The 452-nt window shown below is 53.3% G+C and carries 1 protein-coding gene; it reads left to right on the top strand.

Features of this window, described 5'->3' with window-relative positions:
- Positions 1-11 precede the first annotated feature (11 nt).
- The coding region (locus AC1RO3_RS08635) for a hypothetical protein (RefSeq protein ID WP_481764023.1) at positions 12-452 on the top strand (441 nt) is incomplete at its 3' end.

Raw genomic sequence — 452 nt, 5'->3', positions numbered from 1 at the left:
AGGAGCAGTGCATGAAAGTTGAAGTCGGTGATTACGCCATTGGGCAGCCAGACGGTGCCCGGCGTCCCGTGTTTTTCAAGGTCAGCGGTATCAGCAAAGGTATCGCTTCTGGCAAGATCGAAAAAGATGGCCATCTGCCCCAAAAGGATGCTATAGTCGAGGTCCCGCAGGCAAAGATTTTGGCTGTGCTCAATGGAGACGAGCCTCATCGCGGAAAGGTTTTTGGGTGCGACACGAGCCGCGTGTACAAGGGGCGCAAGACGCATGACAAATTCGGCCCACTCTATTGGTTCTATCGACCTGAAGTAGATGTTGGCGATCGGGTGGTGCGGGCTTTTGACAAAGCATACAAGACGCTAAAGAAAAATGGTCTGGAGTTCCTAATTCAGCCTGAGACCTGCGTCTGGGAGATTGTCCCCGCCAACGGTGAGCGTTACGCAGGAATGTACAGG

The sequence above is a fragment of the Dellaglioa sp. CoH-57-MRSF-19 genome, from assembly GCF_056781975.1.
Note: the sequence above shows the minus strand (reverse complement) of the source record. Positions and strands in the feature narration are given on the sequence as shown.